Genomic DNA, 15,223 nt, shown 5'->3' on the forward strand with positions numbered 1-15,223 from the left:
GATTAGCATAACGAAGCCCTGAATCCGCACCTGGATTCTAAGAGTGGCTCGTGGATAAGGGAATATTGGTTTTTCCGATGATAGGCATTGGTGGCCTCTGCCCGAGGCGTCTCAGCCCAACGATCCGATTCTTTGGCATGCGAGCCGCCCAGCGATATCGCGCGCTGGGCGTTGGAAGCCGTCATTTGCGTGCCTCGCGGCGACTCTGCTCTTCAACGGTCAGGATCGCCCAGGGTGTCGCTTCGAGCCGGGCTTTCGGTATCGGTTCACCACTTTCATCGGAGAGGCCGTAGGTGCCTTCGTCGATCTTCTGCAGCGCCCGCACGATATCGCCAATGCGCTGGTCGTTCACGTCGTGCAGCGCCTGGTTGACCTCATTCTGTGCCATGCCTTGCGCCGCGTCCTCGGACTCTTCGGCCTCATCGCCATGCTCCTCCCGGGCCGTCCGCTCGTCCGCGATCGCATTCTCCTCTCCGCCCAGGAGTTGCTGGCGCAATGCCATAAGGCGCCTGCGCTGCAGCGCAATGAAATCGTCACTCAAATTGACTGGCCGCTCCGGCATGATTCTCTCCCTCGCCATGGCCGACATGCGATTCGCGCCGAATGACGATCATGCAACGTCATGCAACGGCGTGCTTTCATCCAGCCTAAGGCTAGGATAGTACTAATTTGTAGAGATCAAAGCGCTGCCTCGACCGATACAAGGCCCCCCCGGGTTGAGCGACTTGTGGAATCGATGCGCGGCCGCTTCGCAAGAGCGCGCACGGGTCGCCGTAGCATCACCCATCACCCATCACCCATCACCCATCACCCACCCAGCTCCTGAAATGCGTGGCCGTTGGCCTCGAGCCCCTTCAGGATGTCGGGTGTCAGCTCGCTTTGCCACACGTGTCCGTCGAATTGCCACTCTCTTGTGTCAACGAGGTCGGGGAGGCCTGCACCCTTGCGCACGTAGAGCCCGAGTGTCGGTTTCTTCTGATTGATGTAGAAATCGAATTCCTGCATGGCAACACCTCATGCGAGAGACGGGAGAATCAACTATCGTCGACGTTGTCCGCGTAGTGGTCGATAGCGACCTTACACTCGTCCACCACAACCTGAAGGAAAGCGGGTTCATTTCTTTCAACCCACCGTTCCACATGGATAAAGCGTGCCGTTCCGAGATCGGCGATTCGCTCCGGATCCGAGGCGGTGACATCGACCGTGACGATCCCCCGGTTACCCAGCAGCGGTGCGATCGTTGAGGCGATCAGAAACCGCCGATATGAAAGTTCATTCTGTGCCATGAAACCTCCCCTCAACTGAAACGTTTGAGACTCACCATTGCTTTGTAGTCGAAGTCTATGAGCAAGTCATGACCATGTGAACATGGATTTCTCCGATGCTAGATATTGGTGAAATACGTCTACCGGTTTGTCATTCAACCGCAATATCCGCGTGTCGGACTGCCGGGGTTACGGCATGATGGTGCTGGAGAGGAGCGCGCACGCTGCCTCGCGGGCGGATGTCAATCGTTGAACGCTGCAAAGGAGAGAACGATGCCAGCACGCACTGTTTCTTATGGCGAATTCGAGATCGCTGTGCGCCCTGAGCGTAACCCGCTCGGCGCCTGGATCGCCAGTGTGAGTGTGAGTCACGGCGCCCGAACAGTCATCGATATTCGCCCCAAAACCGTTCAACCCGAGTGGCTAACCGAAGAAGAGGCAATCAGAGACGGGGTCGAATGGGGGCGCCGGTTCATCGACCGTGAGTTCAACACGCCGCAGGGTCGTTCCTGGGTCGCTGAGCGGTCGCATGCGGAACGCTGGTTCCGTGATACCGAGGAATCGGGTGACTCGGAAACCAGCGCTTAAGTCGCCCTTAAGTCGCGCATACGCCGCGCTTGGTCACGCATCAGTACGCGCAGGCCCTGCGAGGCCACGACCCGAGGCAAGGTCGGAATCACTATATGAATGCGCGATGACACCCAAGGCGGCCGATCAGTGTCGCCGCAGGTGCGCCTCAATGTCCCGGGTATCGAGCGTCGACAGATCCTCACTAACTTGCTCGAATATCATTCGGCGGGTTTCCTCGCTGAGATCGGCTTTGACCATGCCGAGAAATTTTGGCTCGATGGCGAGTCTCAGCCGGTTGTAGCGTTGATGGAGCCGACCAGCCTCCAGATACTCGGCAACGCGCTTTGCGAATTTCTCACGGTCCTTTTCCGTCAGCATCGTGCCGGTATATTCCGTGTTGGTGAGCTCTTCTTTTTCTTGCAGGTCGAGCGTCAGCCCTGGCATCTGGAAAACACGCGCGCGACCACCGTCAGCCACAACCAGCCAGGTCACTTCGATCATCATGCACCTCCAGGCAGGGATTTGTCCGAACCGCTCTCACCCAAGATAGCAGTGCAGGCCCGCGACGCCCACGGTCGATTTGCCGATTCAAAGTATAGGTCTTAAAGTTCACGCCGAAGGCTCCAGCGTACGTCGGCATCGGCTTCCGGCTTGATCGCCCCGCACGCATATTCCGTACCAAACTGAGTGCCATATTGAGTACGGCGGCTGCTAGCCGCCTGCCGCCGCGCACCTTGCGCGACGGCGCCGGGCTCGCTGATCAGAAACTGAAGTTATCGATGTTGCTCGCGTCGAACGTGGTCGGCGGTCCGAGAATGATTTCGCCTTGCGGTCCAATCGTGCGCTTGCCAAGCTTGCCGGCATCGAACGATTCACCTTCCTTGCCGGCAATCGTCCCCGAGGCCAACGCCGCGGCTGCATAACCGGCCAGATAACCAAGCTGATTCGGATCCCAAAGCTGGAACGCCTTGACCGTCCCGTTCTTCACGAACGCGCGCATCTGGTTCGGTGTGCCCAACCCGGTGACCTGTACCTTGCCCTTGCTCGACGACGACGAGATATAACGCGCCGCCGCTGCAATGCCAACCGTGGTCGGCGCAACGATCGCCTTCAGATTCGGATACGCCTGTAGCAAACCTTGCGTTTCGACGAACGACTTCTGGTCGTCATCGTTGCCGTACGCGATCTTCACGAGCTTGATCTTCGAGTACTCAGGCTTTTTCAATTCCTCCTGCATCCACTTGATCCACGTGTTCTGATTGGTCGCGTTAGGCGTGGCCGACAGCACGGCGAACTCCCCCTCCCCACCCATCAGTTTCGCCACCAGTTGAATCTGACCTCGACCGATGCCCTCCGCGTTCGCTTGATTCACGAATAGTTGGCGTCCTTCAGGCGCCGTGTCCGAATCGAAGGTCACGACCTTGATGCCTTGCGACATCGCTTTCTTCAGATACGGTACGACCGCATTCGCGTCGTTGGCCGCGATCACGATCGCGTCCTGCCGCTGCGTGATCAACGTGTTGATGTATTGCACCTGCGACGATGCGCCCGCATCCGACGGCCCCACTACCTTACCCACGCCGTTGAATTCCTTGATCGCGGCCATGCCGCCGTCGTCGGCAATTACTTCGTAAGGGTTGTTGATCTGCTTCGGCACGAAGGCAATCTTCAGACCGCTTTTCAGGCCCGCCGCGGATGCGGCACAACTGATCGCGACTAAAGCAATGCAGAGCGCGGTCTTGCCGGTGTGACGTAGAAGATTGAACATGAGGTGTCTCCTGCCTTGTTGTTGGACGACATGCTGTCCGGGTTGTCGGTATGGGGTATTGAATTTTTCTTCTGAAGCCGGTTTTAGGGGAACGTTATAAAGAAGAAGCGGACTTCGCGATGAAACGCCGGTCACGCGCCGCGCGCCAGCGGGCAACCAGATTCGGAATCAGCACCGATGCCAGCAACAGGACACCCGTGACGATGGTCAGCGTTTCGCTCGACACATCATCGAGCGTCAGCGCATTCTTCAGTACGCCGATAATCAGCAGCGACAGCAGGACGCCGAACATCGAGCCGCGTCCGCCGAAAATACTCACGCCCCCGAACAGCACCGCCGCGATCACCGACAATTCGAAACCTTCGCCGTTATCGCCGCGCGCACTGGTGAACCGCAGGGTATAGACGACGCCTGCCAGCGCGCTCATTGCGCCGGACAGCACGAATAGACGCAGTCTGATTTTCGCGACTTCGATCCCGGAGAAAGCCGCGGCGGTCGGATTCGCGCCGATTGCGTAGAGGCTGCGGCCGAACGCGGTGGACTGCAGCAGCACGGTAAACAGCACCGCGCCGACGATCACGATCGCAAAGGGCAACGGAATGAAGGTCGAGCCGACCGTATCCATGCCGAACGCGGTATAACCCGCCGGAAAATCCGCGACCGCCTGATCGCCGAGCAGCACGTATGCCAGACCGCGAAACAGCGCCAGCGTGCCGATGGTGACCGCGAGCGAAGGCAGATTGAGCTTCACGATCACGAGACCGTTCAGCAAGCCCGCCAAGGCGCCGGCAATCAACACCAGCACGATCACGACCGGCATCGGCAGGCCCATGTGCCACAGCACACCCATCAGCGCGCTGGACGCCCCCAACACCGATGCCACCGAAAGATCGATCTCAGCGGCAACGATAATCAAGGTCATGGGCAGCGCCATCAAGGCAATCTCGGTCAGATCGGCAAGGATGTTGCTGACATTCGCGCCGGTGAGAAACACCGGCGACAAAAAACGCCCGAGCGCGAGCGACAGAGCCAGCACGACGACCAGCAACACTTCCCATTGCAACGGTGTTTCACGTTTGCGCGTGAGCAGGCCGGAATCGGGTTTAGCCATGATCGCGTTTCCTCATCATGCGTTTAGCGACGGAGCGGGCCAGCAAGGTGTCGGCGGTAATCGCGGCGACGATCAGCGCGCCCTGGATTGCCTGCTCCCAGAATGGCGAGACGTGCAGCACGACGAGCGCAATGCTGATCACACCCAGCACGAGCGCGCCGAGCGTCGCGCCGAGAATCGTGCCCACGCCGCCTGTGATCGCGACGCTGCCCACCACGGCGGCGGCAACGACCTGCAATTCAATGCCCTTCGCCGTGCTTGCATCGACCGTGCCGAAGCGCGCGAGCCACAATGCGCCCGCGAAACCGGCAATCGCACCGGACAGCAAAAAACCCGCCATGACGCGACGTTCCACGTTCACGCCGGCAAGCCGTGCCGCCTCCGGATTCGAGCCGATTGCGTAGTGTTCGCGTCCGCCGCGAAACTGCTTCATGTAGACAGCCAGACCGGCGAGCACGACGATCGCGATCAGCGCGAGCGTGGGTATGCCGAGGAACATGCCGGTGGCAAGACGGGAAAACGCATCGGGCAAACTGGTCGCGTTGATCTGCCCGCCGTGTACCCACGCATAGTCCGCGCCGCGAAAGATGTAGAGCGTGGAGAGTGTCGCCACCAGCGACGGCACGCGCCCCACGGCAACCAGCAACGCATTGATACCGCCCGCCACGAGACCGATCCCGAGTCCGGCCAGCAGCGCGACGATAACCGGCATATGCGGAAACGCAACGTACAGGCTGCCGACCGCATAGGCGCTGATACCGACCGTCGACCCTACCGACAGATCGATATGCCGCATCAGGATGACCACCGTCATGCCGGCTGTCAGTAAGCTGACAATCGACACATTGAGCAGCACGTCACGCAGATTTTGCAGATTCAGAAACTGCGGTTTCGCGAGCCCCGTGCCCGCGATCAACAGAATCAGCACAACGAAGAGCGTCGTCTCGCGGCTCTTCGCGATGCTTGCGATAAAGCCGCCCGGCGCGCCGGCCTTGCGCTTGGAGACGGGCGCCTGAACCGGCACGGGATGGGTCGAAGAATGGCGCATCATGCGGCGCCCCCCAATCCCCCAGGGGCACTTCCTTCGGGGCGGAGAACCTGCTTGGGAGCCTGCCCCAGCAATGAAGCCGGCTGGCCGAGTGCGGCGCCCATGATGCGCTCTTCGTCAGCTTCGGCACGCGCTATATCGGCGCTGATACGGCCCTCGTGCATGACCAGCACGCGATCGGCCATGCCGAGTACTTCCGGCAATTCGCTCGAGATCATCAGCACGGCCATGCCGTCACGCACCAGTTCCGCCAGCGCGCCATACACCTCGGCCTTGGCGCCGACGTCGATACCGCGTGTGGGCTCGTCGACGATCAGGACCTTCGGGCTGGTAGCGAGCCACTTGCCCAGCACAACCTTTTGCTGGTTGCCGCCGGACAGCGTGCCGACCGGCGCATTCGGGTCCCCCGCTTTGAGTCGCAAGCGCGTGCCCCACTGATTGGCCAACTGCGTCTCGCTACGGGTGGAAATCAGGCCATGTTTGACGAGACGTCCGAGCACCGTCATCGAGGCATTGCGCGCAATGCTCAATTCCAGCGCCAGCCCTTGCTGGCGACGGTCCTCCGGTACCAGAGCAAGGCCGGCACGCACCGCAGCGGGCGGACTGCCTCGCGCGAGGCGTTTGCCGCCAATCAAAATTTCGCCCGAGTCGAGGGGATCGATGCCGAAGATCGCCCGCGCCACTTCGCTGCGGCCCGCGCCGACGAGGCCCGCCAGCGCGACGATCTCCCCGGCGCGGACGTCGAAGGAAATGTCCTTGAAAACGCCCACGCGCGTGAGTCCACGCACTGACAGGCGCACCTCGCCCGGTGGCCGGTCGGTCTTCGGATAGAAGGTCTCCAGATCGCGGCCCACCATCTTCGCGACAATGGATTCGGTGGTGAGATCGGCGGTCAGCCCGTCGAATACCTTTGCACCGTCGCGCATGATCGTCACGCGCTGCGTCAGCGTGAACACTTCATCGAGCCGGTGCGTGATGAACAGAATCGCCACGTCGCGTTCGCGCAGCTTGCGCACAATCGCAAAGAGCCGCTCCACTTCGGGCAGCGACAAGGCGGCGGTCGGCTCGTCCATGATCAGCACGTTCGCGTTCAACGATAGCGCCTTGGCAATTTCAATCACCTGCTGATCGGCAATCGACAGACCTCGCACCAGTTGATCCGCGCGCAGATCGACCCCGAGCGAGGCCAGCAGACCGTCCACCTCGCGGCGCATGGTGTCGTACTGAATGCGGCCGATCCGGTCGACCGGCTGCCGCCCCATGAAGATGTTCTCCGCGATCGAGAGATCGAAGAACAGCGTCGGCTCCTGATAGATCACCGCGAGACCCGCGTCGCGCGCAACGGCTGCCGTCGCGAAACGACGCACCACGCCGTCGACCCGCAGCTCGCCGGTGTCCGGCTGATGCACGCCCGCGAGAATCTTCACGAGCGTCGATTTGCCCGCGCCATTTTCGCCGAGCAACGCATGCACTTCGCCTGGCCACAACGCGAGATCGCCGTCGGATAACGCACGGACCCGGCCGAACGATTTGCTCGCGTGCCGTAGTTCGAGCCTGGGCACAGCGGATGGGGATTGCTGCACTACGTGTCTCCTTCTTCTTCGCTTTCTGGAATGCTGCCCATACCGACCATCAGATACGATAAAAGCGCTCCGCGTTACGGCAAAACAGTGCTTCTTTCTCAGCAACGCTCGCGCCCTCGACGATCGACGCGTACGCACGCCACACATCCCGGTAAGAGCCGAACAACCGGTCGACCGGAAAATTCGACGCGAACATCGCGCGCTCGACGCCGAACGTGTCGATCGTTTCGAGCACATAAGGCCGCAGGCTTTCGACGGTCCACTGATGATCGAACATCGCGAGTCCGCTGATCTTCACCGCGACATTCCTGCAACTGGCCAGCACCCGCATGCCGTCACGCCACGCGCGATAGCCGGCGACGCTGCTGCGGTCCACGAACATGCCCGCATGGTTAATGATAAAAATCGTATCGCCATGCGCACGCGCCAACTCAGCCGCCTCTTCCATCTGTGCCGGATACAGTTGCAGATCGAACGACATGTCGTAACGGCGCAGCAAGCCAAAATGCTCGCGCCACTGCGCTTCGCGCATGAAATGACGGCCCACGTAATCGAACAGCTTGTTCTCGTGCACGTTCAGGATCTGCCTGATGCCACGCGTATTGGCGAACGATGTGTGCGCCTCAAGTATTGCAGGCGCATTCGCGGCAGACAGATCGACGGCGGCCACAATCGCATTCGGCATACCACGCGACCCCGGACGATCCGCAATGGATTGCAACCAGCGGGTTTCCTCGACCGGATCGGCGGGATCGTGATTCGCTTCCACGTGTACCAGTTTCAGCACCTCGATATCGCCCGCCTCGCCAAGCAGATCGTCGAGCAGATAGTCATGCTTCAGATCGCGCGCGTCCCCTACGAACGACACACCAGGGTTTTCCAGCCACGGATAGCGATGCGTCTTCAGATCCCAAAGATGGATATGCGAATCGACAACCTGCATGCGACATCCTCCGCCGAAAGACCCAGACCCAGACCCAGGCCCGGGCCCAGGCACAGTCAGTAACGTTAGCTAAGCGAATTCAGATGAAAGACCGGCTCGAGTGGTCGCTCAAGCGGCGTATGGTCGGGGGCCGTCTGCATGATGTCGGCCATGTAATCCCACCATTTGCGCATAACCTCGAGTTGCGGCAATGCGTTCATGGTGTGATTCGTGGTGCGCGTGAGAACGGCAAAAAGATGATGCGAATCCGCGTCGAAGAAAATCCGGTACTCGCGCACGCCGGCGTTGTGCAATGCATCAACCAGTTCGGGCCAGATTTGCGCATGACGTCGTTCGTATTCCTCGCGCATGCCGGGGTTGAGCACCATCCGGAAAGCGATTGTTTCCATTGCGGCCTGTCTCCCGTCGTATCCGGGCGCTTTCCCCGAGAAGCGTGGAAGCGTCTGATACGACTATAATTCCTGCGTCGATAGCATCTCAATCCGTTGTTGGGATTGGGCGATCCACAAACCGAATCGCACCGCCACCATGAGCCAACATTCAGCTGCCATCGCACTCGTCAACCGGCTCAAGTTCAAGCACCTCGCGCTGCTCGTCGCACTCGACGACGCGCGCAATCTCCATCAGGCCGCCGAGGCGATCAACGTCGCGCAACCCAGCGCGAGCCGCATGCTCGGCGACATCGAGGAAGCGTTCGGCTTCCTGCTGTTCGAACGCAACGCACGCGGCATGACGCCCACGCCGCTCGGCGTAGTCACGCTGGCCTATGCGCGGCGGGCACTCGCCGAGCTGACCCGCTTCGCCGAAGACCTCGACGTCAAACGCCGCGGCGGGCATGGACAGTTGACCGTCGGCGCCATCATGGGCGCCGCGCCCGATCTGCTGGCCATGGCGGTCGCCGCCCTGAAAACCGAAAGCCCCTTGCTGAACGTACGCATTCTTGGCGAAACCAGCGACCAGGTCGTGCAATTGCTGCATCGCCGCGAAATCGATCTGGCGCTTGGGCGCCTGACCAGCCCGTTGCAACACAACGATTTCAGTTTCGAGCCGCTGGCACGCGAAACCTTGCTGCTAGTGGTGCGTTCGGTGCATCCGCTGGCGCAACGCTCCCGCATTACACTGCGAGAACTGATCGACTGGCCGTGGGTGGCGCAACCCGTTACCAGTCCGGCGCGCGTGCTGTTCGAGGAAGAACTTGCGCGTGCGGGCCTTGCAACGCCTGTCAATCTGACCGAGTGCGCGTCGATCTTCGCTACGCTGCAATTGCTCGAGAACTACGACGCTGTAGCCATGCTGCCCGAGTCGGTGGTGCGCGATCATGTGCGCGGCAAGCTGCTGGTCGTGCTGCCGCTCGAAATCGGCAAGAGCCTCGCCGGGTTCGGCATTCTCACGCGCAAGGAAGAAGCCCTCGCCGATCCGGCGCTGCGTTTTATCGATTTGCTGCGTGGCTTCTCTCGCAAGCTCGCGCGCGACGATTCCGCTTCTGCGGCCGCTAAGCCTGTGATCGCATCCACACCGGTCAATTGACATCGGCATCGCGCGTTACTGCAAGTTGACGAAGAGCCCACCGTCCACCAGCAGCGCGGCGCCTGTTACATAACGCGCGCGGTCGGAAGCAAGAAACACCACGCAATCCGCAACATCTTCCGGGCGGCCCAGTCGGCCCAGCGGAATGCGCTTTTCAAAGTAGGCCCGTTTCGCTTCGTCCGCGAGATCTTCCGCGTTCAGGTCGGTCGCGATCGTGCCGGGCATCACCGAATTGCAGCGAATACCGTACGGCCCCAACGCCACCGCGCATGACTGCATCAGCGAATGCACGCCCGCTTTGGTCGGCGTGTAGTGCGTTTGCATGCCGCCGCCTACCAGCGCGCTGATCGAGCTCGTCGCCACGATCGCGCCGCCCGTGCCCTGCGCTTTCATCTGCTGCGCGGCGGCTTGCGTGACGTAGAACGCACCGTTCAGATTGACGGCCACCGTCGACTCCAATACTTCCGGCGGCATGTCGAGAAATGCGTGAAACGGGCAGATGCCGGCATTGCTCGCGAGCACGTCGACTTTGCCGAAGGCTTTGACGGTCTGGCGAACGAGCTCCTGGCCGGTTTCATGCGCGGCTACGTTGCCTTCGATCGCGATCACGCGCCGCCCCAATGCTTCGATTTCCTCGACCACTTCAGCGACGGCCGAACGGCGCCCATAAGATGCGTCGTTTTCGCCCCAGTAGTTGATCGCCACATCCGCGCCTTCGGTTGCGCACGCAACCGCTATCGCACGGCCGATGCCACGCGAGCCGCCAGTAACGATCACGACCTTGTCCTTGAGCAACACGTCATTCTCCTGTTGGCTGGATCAATATGAAGTCTTGCAGATAGAAGACGGGTTCGCCCCACCTTCATCACGCGTTCAACGCGGATAGGGCCTCACCAGCACGCATTCCGGATTGAGCCGCACACCGAAACCCGGTGTCTCCGGCACTTTCATCCGTCCATTCACGGGCACCGGTTCATCGAGCAATAGTGGCGTAAACATCGGCACCACCTCATCCGCTTTCGGCGCCATCATCAGAAACTCGGCGAATGGCGAGTTGTGCCGCGTGACGACGAAGTGATAGCTATAGACCGACGAACCATGCGGCACCACCATCACATTGTGGGCGTCGGCGAGCGCGGAAATCTTGATGAGTTCGGTCATGCCGCCGCACCAGCCTACATCCGGCTGAATCAGATCGCAGCACTGCATTTCCAGCAGCATGCGAAAACCCCAACGCGTCGCTTCATGCTCACCGGTCGACACCATCATGCCGCGCGGCACGTTGCGGCGCAGTTCGGCGTAACCCCAGTAGTCGTCCGGCGGCAGGCACTCTTCGAGCCATTTCAGGCCGTATTCATGCGCGGCCTGTGCGAGCCGCATTGCATACGGCACGTCGAGGCTCATCCAGCAGTCGTACATCAACCAGAAGTCGTCGCCGACGCGGCTACGCATGTCGGCGAGCTTCTCCAGGTTCTTCTTGAGACCCGCTTCGCCTTCAGCAGGACCGTGCTGCAACGGCAATTTGCCGCCGATAAAACCCATCTCCTTCGCGAGATCCGGACGCGCGCCAGTCGCGTAAAACACGAGCTCGTCGCGCACCGGGCCGCCCAATAGCTGGTACACCGGCTCCTTGCGGACCTTCGCGAGCAGATCCCACAACGCGAGATCGACGCCCGAGATCGTATTCAGCACCACGCCTTTTCGGCCGTAGTACAGCGTCGAAAAATACATCTGATCCCACATCTTTTCGATGTCGGTGACGCGCTGACCTTCGAGAAAACGCGCGAGATGTTTCTCGACGATAAAGGCACCGATCTCACCGCCCGTCGTCACCGCGAAGCCTACCGTGCCGTCGCTTGCTTCTATCTCTACAACCAGCGTGCCGAGCACATTGATCCCGAACGACTGGCGGCTCTGGCGATACTCCGGATAACGCGCCATCGGCGTGGAAATGTGATCGTCGATCCAGTGTCCGTCGGCTTGATCGTGATAATCCGCGCCGCCGCCGCGGACGATGAAGGCACGCACGTGCCGGATAGTAGGCATGGCCATGAAGAGGGCTCCGTTGTTGGTGCGTCGAACGCGCGGATTCATGTCATCCGCTTCGCCGGGCAGGCGCATCACGCGCTGCTTATTACCGCTTGCACTATGACTGCTACGGCTACGCGATGACGACCTAGTAAGTGGCGCGGCCGCCGGACAGGTCGAAAACCGAGCCGGTGCTGAACGCGCAGTCTTCGGAAGCAAGCCAGAGAATCAGCGACGCCGCCTCTTCCGGCAACAGGAACCGGTTCATGGGAATCCTGGAGAGCATGTAGTCGATATGCTGCTGCGACATCGAATCGAAGATCTCCGTTTTGGCCGCTGCGGGCGTGACTGCGTTGACGAGGATGTTCTTCGTCGCAAGCTCTTTGCCGAGGGACTTGGTCAAGCCGATGAGCCCGGCTTTAGAGGCACTGTAGTGCGACGCGTTCGGGTTGCCTTCCTTGCCGGCCACCGACGCGATATTGACGATCCGGCCGTAGCCCTGCTTGAGCATCTGCGGCACAACCGCGCGGCAGGTGAGATACGGGCCGATCAGATTCACGTCGATCACGCGGCGCCAGACCTCGGGGTCCAGCTCCCATGTCGTGCCGTTGCCGCCGGTGATGCCGGCGCAGTTGATCAGCACGTCGATCGCGCCATGGGCGGCGACCGTTTGCGCCACGGCCTGAACAACGGAGGCTTCCTGGGTGAGTTCGACCGTGACGGCCGTTACCTTGCCCAGTTCGCTGAGTTCGCGCTCGCTGCGGGCGAGACGCTCGGTGTCGATATCCCATAGGGCGACCGATGCCCCCGAGTTCAGGGCCCGTTGGGCCACCGCGTAGCCAATGCCGCGCGCGCCGCCGGTAATTGCGACGACACGCCCCTCCAGATCGATTCGATTCATCGCTGTGCTCCTGTGGCAAGCCCGGGCGGTTTGCCGTTCAGTTGTTGTATTTCTGCTGTTCGTGCTGCGCCTGCTTTCGTTCAGCAAATATACGAGCGGTGCGATGCGCTAACAATCCGTGTATTGAAGGGGGTGATAACAAAAGCGGATCGGCGGACGAAATCGCTGTTCACCCCTACTCACCCCGCAAGGCAAACCGTACGGTGGGCAACTCGTCCTGGACAGATTTGACTTCAAGCTTGAAATGGCTTGCTTGAGGCAACAACGTGTCGTCTTACCTGACGGTGTGTACCCGTTGCTTCGACGCCCTCTCGTCGGCCGCTCAGTTCCGGAAGTAATTCAGCCCGAGCGCATCTTTCACTTCCGATACCGTCGCACCTGCCACTTCCCGCGCACGCATAGTCCCACGGCGCAGGACATTCAGCACCTCCGCGCGGTCGGCCTCGAACTCGCGGCGGCGCTCCCGAATAGGCATGAGCATCGCCTGCAACCGTTCATTGAGCACACGCTTGACCGCGCTGTCGCCAAGACCACCGCGGCGGTAGTGCGCTTTGAGTTCGTCGACCATGGGTACGTCCGGCTCGAACGCATCGAGGAACGCGAATACAACGTTGCCTTCGACCTGGCCTGGGTCATTGACGCGCAGATGGTTAGGGTCCGTGTACATGTTGTTCACGGCCCTGGTAATTTCGTCCGGGCTCGCCCCCAACGTAATGGCATTGCCCAGTGACTTGCTCATCTTGGCTTTGCCATCCAAGCCAGGCAACCGCGCCACGTGCGAGAGCACCGCTTCGCATTCCACCAGCACCGGCTTGTCGACCGTGTTGTTGAAACGACGCACCAGCTCATTGGTTTGTTCAATCATCGGCAACTGGTCGTCACCGACGGGCACGCGTGTCGCCTTGAACGCGGTAATGTCGGCAGCCTGGCTGACCGGGTACGTCAGGAAGCCGGCGGGAATGTCCCGCTCGAAACCGCGGAGCACGATTTCCGCCTTGATGGTCGGGTTCCGCTCAAGGCGCGCGACCGTCACGAGATTGAGCAAGTACTGCGACAGTTCTGCCAACTCCGGCACTTGCGACTGGATAAAGATGGTCGACTTCGTTGGATCGATTCCGACCGCAAGATAGTCGAGTGCTACCTCGATGACGTTTTCTGTGACTTTCTGGTGTCGACCGACGTTGTCGGTCATGGCCTGTGCGTCGGCAAGCAGAAGAAACTGCTGCGCTTCGTGCTGGAGTTGCACACGCGAGCGCAACGAGCCGATGTAGTGGCCCAGGTGAAGCGGGCCGGTGGTACGGTCACCCGTGAGGATGACGAGTTGCTTTTCAGATTCGTTTGCGTGCGACATGGTCACCTATCCGTGTTTGCAACACCACCAGTCATTAGCGCGCAGAAACAGAAATGCCGCCAGGACTGACGGCATCACGTTTTTCGATGGTCGAAGAAAATCGGGCCGCCCAGGTTAGGCGCGCCACCAACGATGCAGGTTCAGCGAGGTCGGGTTCGTTTTCAATTGATTGCGCATTAGAACTTAATCCCTTTGGCGACGCATACTGCTTGCTGCAATACGCGCAACCATTGGCACCAGGCGAGGGTTAAACGTCGGGATCGCGCTACCACGACTCTCTGCTCGCGCAACGATTGCATCAATCGTGACTCGTGCAACCGCGCGCTGTGCTCGCCTCGCGAAATGCTTCAGACGGCGATCGCTGACCGGATGCCGCGCCCATACCAGCGCTGCGAACCAGCCGATGACTGTCCATCCGAGCAGGATGTTCACCATCGTCACCGCAAATGCGTCTTCGCGTTCTCTGGCGTCCGCAATCATTGCCGGCACAAGATACAGCATCAGCGCACCCAATACCATCGCACCTTCGATAAGTTTCAACATGTCGACACCTCGCTACAGCCTCAGTCAGCTGACGACCTTCAGATTAGTGGCCCGCGTACACGCGACCAACCGACCCGGCAGTTTCACGGCTGCCAGATTCCGACGACGACGCAACTACGCCACCGTACGAATCATTGACTGAGCCAACCGCATCGGTGCGTTCGGCTGCAACGGTTTGCGCACTCTGGCCGCGCTGCGACGCCGGCGCGCCCACCGAAGGCCGGTACGAAGGTGCCGGGCCGTACCCGCTGGCAAAAGCAGGCGCAGCGATACCGGTAGTCGCCGCGATGAGCAGAGCTGCAAAAAGTTTGCTTTTCATGATGGATCCCAATGCGATTTTAGGAGCGCCGCAAGCCGAATAAGACGCACGGCGCTGACAGGATCCATTTTAGGCGGCGCCTATCTTTTTTCTATACCAATAGGGTGAAATCACAATTGCTACAGAGCGAACAATGCGGCCGGCATGGGCTCAGCCGTATCGGAAACTGACGCCGAACCAGCCTCATGGCGATGGACGTCATGCGTAACGAAACCAGGGTCTTGGCCCGGAACCGCGAACCGGTCGGGGTTGCCGAACGAGCGGCG

At 60.5% G+C, this 15,223-nt stretch carries 18 protein-coding genes; 2 read left to right on the top strand and 16 right to left on the bottom strand.

Going from position 1 to position 15,223, the window contains the following annotated elements:
• Window positions 1-181 precede the first annotated feature (181 nt).
• The 3 genes from KHO23_RS09510 to KHO23_RS09520 form a co-directional block, all read right to left on the bottom strand.
• Window positions 182-562, bottom strand: coding sequence for a TraR/DksA family transcriptional regulator (locus tag KHO23_RS09510; RefSeq protein ID WP_211610735.1), 381 nt, complete (start codon window positions 560-562; stop codon window positions 182-184).
• Window positions 563-807: 245 nt separating this feature from the next.
• Window positions 808-1,005, bottom strand: coding sequence for a hypothetical protein (locus KHO23_RS09515; protein WP_211610736.1), 198 nt, complete (start codon window positions 1,003-1,005; stop codon window positions 808-810).
• A 29-nt stretch (window positions 1,006-1,034) separates the two neighbouring features.
• Entirely contained in the window at window positions 1,035-1,286 is a 252-nt protein-coding gene (locus KHO23_RS09520) for a hypothetical protein (protein WP_211610737.1), read from the bottom strand.
• Between the two features lie 252 nt (window positions 1,287-1,538).
• On the opposite strand from KHO23_RS09520, the gene KHO23_RS09525 reads away from it, so the two are divergent.
• Window positions 1,539-1,853 carry a DUF6566 family protein gene (locus KHO23_RS09525; RefSeq protein WP_211610738.1) on the top strand — a complete coding sequence of 105 codons (315 nt, stop codon included), beginning with the start codon at window positions 1,539-1,541 and terminating at the stop codon, window positions 1,851-1,853.
• A 126-nt stretch (window positions 1,854-1,979) separates the two neighbouring features.
• Here the strand turns inward: KHO23_RS09525 and KHO23_RS09530 are convergent, their stop codons facing one another.
• The 7 genes from KHO23_RS09530 to rhaM form a co-directional block, all read right to left on the bottom strand.
• Window positions 1,980-2,339, bottom strand: coding sequence for a host attachment protein (locus tag KHO23_RS09530; RefSeq protein WP_236066761.1), 360 nt, complete (start codon window positions 2,337-2,339; stop codon window positions 1,980-1,982).
• Window positions 2,340-2,595: 256 nt separating this feature from the next.
• The gene (rhaS, locus tag KHO23_RS09535; RefSeq protein ID WP_211610739.1) at window positions 2,596-3,603 is read right to left on the bottom strand and encodes a rhamnose ABC transporter substrate-binding protein; all 1,008 of its coding nucleotides are present in this window, start codon (window positions 3,601-3,603) and stop codon (window positions 2,596-2,598) included.
• Between the two features lie 94 nt (window positions 3,604-3,697).
• The gene (locus tag KHO23_RS09540; RefSeq protein WP_211610740.1) at window positions 3,698-4,714 is read right to left on the bottom strand and encodes an ABC transporter permease; all 1,017 of its coding nucleotides are present in this window, start codon (window positions 4,712-4,714) and stop codon (window positions 3,698-3,700) included.
• Window positions 4,707-5,765, bottom strand: coding sequence for an ABC transporter permease (locus tag KHO23_RS09545; protein WP_211610741.1), 1,059 nt, complete (start codon window positions 5,763-5,765; stop codon window positions 4,707-4,709). The genes KHO23_RS09540 and KHO23_RS09545 overlap by 8 nt, the downstream gene beginning before the upstream one ends.
• Window positions 5,762-7,345 (bottom strand): sugar ABC transporter ATP-binding protein, encoded by a 1,584-nt coding sequence (locus KHO23_RS09550; RefSeq protein WP_211610742.1) that lies wholly within the window; start codon window positions 7,343-7,345, stop codon window positions 5,762-5,764. Before KHO23_RS09550 ends, KHO23_RS09545 begins: the two co-directional genes overlap by 4 nt.
• Window positions 7,346-7,394: 49 nt before the next feature.
• Entirely contained in the window at window positions 7,395-8,288 is an 894-nt protein-coding gene (locus KHO23_RS09555) for an amidohydrolase family protein (RefSeq protein ID WP_211610743.1), read from the bottom strand.
• A gap of 65 nt (window positions 8,289-8,353) precedes the next feature.
• Window positions 8,354-8,677, bottom strand: a complete 324-nt coding sequence (gene rhaM, locus KHO23_RS09560; RefSeq protein ID WP_211610744.1) for an L-rhamnose mutarotase — start codon at window positions 8,675-8,677, stop codon at window positions 8,354-8,356.
• 139 nt (window positions 8,678-8,816) lie between these two features.
• Between rhaM and KHO23_RS09565 the strand changes: the two genes are divergently transcribed.
• Window positions 8,817-9,815, top strand: coding sequence for a LysR family transcriptional regulator (locus KHO23_RS09565; protein WP_211610745.1), 999 nt, complete (start codon window positions 8,817-8,819; stop codon window positions 9,813-9,815).
• 15 nt (window positions 9,816-9,830) lie between these two features.
• Here the strand turns inward: KHO23_RS09565 and KHO23_RS09570 are convergent, their stop codons facing one another.
• From KHO23_RS09570 to KHO23_RS09595, 6 genes are all read right to left on the bottom strand, one after another.
• Window positions 9,831-10,613: an SDR family NAD(P)-dependent oxidoreductase gene (locus tag KHO23_RS09570; RefSeq protein WP_211610746.1), complete on the bottom strand. Its 783-nt coding sequence runs from the start codon at window positions 10,611-10,613 to the stop codon at window positions 9,831-9,833.
• Window positions 10,614-10,688: 75 nt separating this feature from the next.
• On the bottom strand, window positions 10,689-11,867 hold the full coding sequence (gene rhmD, locus KHO23_RS09575) for an L-rhamnonate dehydratase (RefSeq protein ID WP_211610747.1): 1,179 nt from the start codon (window positions 11,865-11,867) through the stop codon (window positions 10,689-10,691).
• A gap of 124 nt (window positions 11,868-11,991) precedes the next feature.
• Entirely contained in the window at window positions 11,992-12,744 is a 753-nt protein-coding gene (locus KHO23_RS09580) for an SDR family NAD(P)-dependent oxidoreductase (protein ID WP_211610748.1), read from the bottom strand.
• Between the two features lie 322 nt (window positions 12,745-13,066).
• Complete coding sequence (gene trpS / locus KHO23_RS09585) at window positions 13,067-14,095, bottom strand: tryptophan--tRNA ligase (RefSeq protein WP_211610749.1); 1,029 nt, start codon at window positions 14,093-14,095, stop codon at window positions 13,067-13,069.
• A 183-nt stretch (window positions 14,096-14,278) separates the two neighbouring features.
• A complete protein-coding gene (locus KHO23_RS09590) occupies window positions 14,279-14,638 on the bottom strand; it encodes a superinfection immunity protein (protein ID WP_211610750.1) in 360 nt (119 codons plus the stop codon).
• Between the two features lie 43 nt (window positions 14,639-14,681).
• On the bottom strand, window positions 14,682-14,957 hold the full coding sequence (locus tag KHO23_RS09595) for a hypothetical protein (RefSeq protein ID WP_211610751.1): 276 nt from the start codon (window positions 14,955-14,957) through the stop codon (window positions 14,682-14,684).
• Window positions 14,958-15,223 lie beyond the last annotated feature (266 nt).

This window comes from Paraburkholderia haematera (assembly GCF_905220975.1).
GTDB lineage: Bacteria > Pseudomonadota > Gammaproteobacteria > Burkholderiales > Burkholderiaceae > Paraburkholderia > Paraburkholderia haematera.

Bases quoted from the DNA above. Each gene is read 5' to 3' on its own strand.
- KHO23_RS09530 (WP_236066761.1), bottom strand. From the start codon at position 2,339: ATGATGATCGAAGTGACCTGGCTGGTTGTGGCTGACGGTGGTCGCGCG.
- KHO23_RS09565 (WP_211610745.1), top strand. From the start codon at position 8,817: ATGAGCCAACATTCAGCTGCCATCGCACTCGTCAACCGGCTCAAGTTC.
- KHO23_RS09545 (WP_211610741.1), bottom strand. From the start codon at position 5,765: ATGATGCGCCATTCTTCGACCCATCCCGTGCCGGTTCAGGCGCCCGTC.
- KHO23_RS09590 (WP_211610750.1), bottom strand. From the start codon at position 14,638: ATGTTGAAACTTATCGAAGGTGCGATGGTATTGGGTGCGCTGATGCTG.
- KHO23_RS09510 (WP_211610735.1), bottom strand. From the start codon at position 562: ATGCCGGAGCGGCCAGTCAATTTGAGTGACGATTTCATTGCGCTGCAG.
- KHO23_RS09525 (WP_211610738.1), top strand. From the start codon at position 1,539: ATGCCAGCACGCACTGTTTCTTATGGCGAATTCGAGATCGCTGTGCGC.
- rhaM (WP_211610744.1), bottom strand. From the start codon at position 8,677: ATGGAAACAATCGCTTTCCGGATGGTGCTCAACCCCGGCATGCGCGAG.
- KHO23_RS09555 (WP_211610743.1), bottom strand. From the start codon at position 8,288: ATGCAGGTTGTCGATTCGCATATCCATCTTTGGGATCTGAAGACGCAT.
- KHO23_RS09580 (WP_211610748.1), bottom strand. From the start codon at position 12,744: ATGAATCGAATCGATCTGGAGGGGCGTGTCGTCGCAATTACCGGCGGC.
- KHO23_RS09520 (WP_211610737.1), bottom strand. From the start codon at position 1,286: ATGGCACAGAATGAACTTTCATATCGGCGGTTTCTGATCGCCTCAACG.
- rhmD (WP_211610747.1), bottom strand. From the start codon at position 11,867: ATGGCCATGCCTACTATCCGGCACGTGCGTGCCTTCATCGTCCGCGGC.
- rhaS (WP_211610739.1), bottom strand. From the start codon at position 3,603: ATGTTCAATCTTCTACGTCACACCGGCAAGACCGCGCTCTGCATTGCT.
- trpS (WP_211610749.1), bottom strand. From the start codon at position 14,095: ATGTCGCACGCAAACGAATCTGAAAAGCAACTCGTCATCCTCACGGGT.
- KHO23_RS09595 (WP_211610751.1), bottom strand. From the start codon at position 14,957: ATGAAAAGCAAACTTTTTGCAGCTCTGCTCATCGCGGCGACTACCGGT.
- KHO23_RS09540 (WP_211610740.1), bottom strand. From the start codon at position 4,714: ATGGCTAAACCCGATTCCGGCCTGCTCACGCGCAAACGTGAAACACCG.
- KHO23_RS09515 (WP_211610736.1), bottom strand. From the start codon at position 1,005: ATGCAGGAATTCGATTTCTACATCAATCAGAAGAAACCGACACTCGGG.